The sequence below is a fragment of the Shigella sp. FC1544 genome (assembly GCF_001722145.1).
Classification (GTDB): Bacteria; Pseudomonadota; Gammaproteobacteria; order Enterobacterales; family Enterobacteriaceae; genus Escherichia; species Escherichia coli.
Genome location: NZ_MECT01000397.1, coordinates 1 through 623 on the forward strand (window position 1 = coordinate 1; position 623 = coordinate 623).

The following is a 623-nucleotide window of genomic DNA, read 5'->3' on the forward strand; positions in this document are numbered from 1 at the left end:
CCCAGCTCTTTCATGAGCCTGCCAGCAAGCCAGCGTCCCATCTGGTAGCCTCTCCGGGTTGCCATTGTGGCGATGCTTCTTGCTCCGGCCGAACCATGGCTGATGCCATGTAGCTCAAGTACCTGACTGCGTAATACAGCCCGTCTGCCGTCTGGTTTTTCAGGACGGTTTTTCCAGTATCTGTAGCTGCTGCGATGAACCCCGAACACTTGGCAGAGTGTGACCACAGGATAATGCGCTCTGAGTTTCCCGATTATCGAGAACTGTTCAGGGAGTCTGACTGAACCGCCCCGGGAATCCTGGAGACTAAACTTCCTGAGAAAGAGGTAAACAGGATGACTAAAAATACTCGTTTTTCCCCCGAAGTCCGTCAACGGGCAGTCCGTATGGTTCTGGAAAGTCAGGGCGAATATGACTCACAATGGGCGACAATTTGTTCCATTGCTCCAAAGATTGGCTGTACGCCGGAGACTCTGCGTGTCTGGGTTCGCCAGCATGAGCGGGATACCGGAGGCGGTGATGGCGGGCTCACCACCGCTGAACGTCAGCGTCTGAAAGAGCTGGAACGTGAAAATCGTGAACTGCGCCGCAGTAACGATATCCTTCGCCAGGCTTCCGCTTAT

General features: G+C 54.3%; 1 protein-coding gene and 1 pseudogene. One reads left to right on the forward strand and one right to left on the reverse strand.

The genetic code is table 11. The annotated features are described in order from the left end of the window. A pseudogene (locus BGK49_RS27785) lies at positions 1-293 on the reverse strand (IS3 family transposase); the annotation flags it as partial. Between the two features lie 42 nt (positions 294-335). On the opposite strand from BGK49_RS27785, the gene BGK49_RS17060 reads away from it, so the two are divergent. Beyond that, the coding region (locus BGK49_RS17060) for a transposase (RefSeq protein ID WP_032199081.1) at positions 336-623 on the forward strand (288 nt) is incomplete at its 3' end.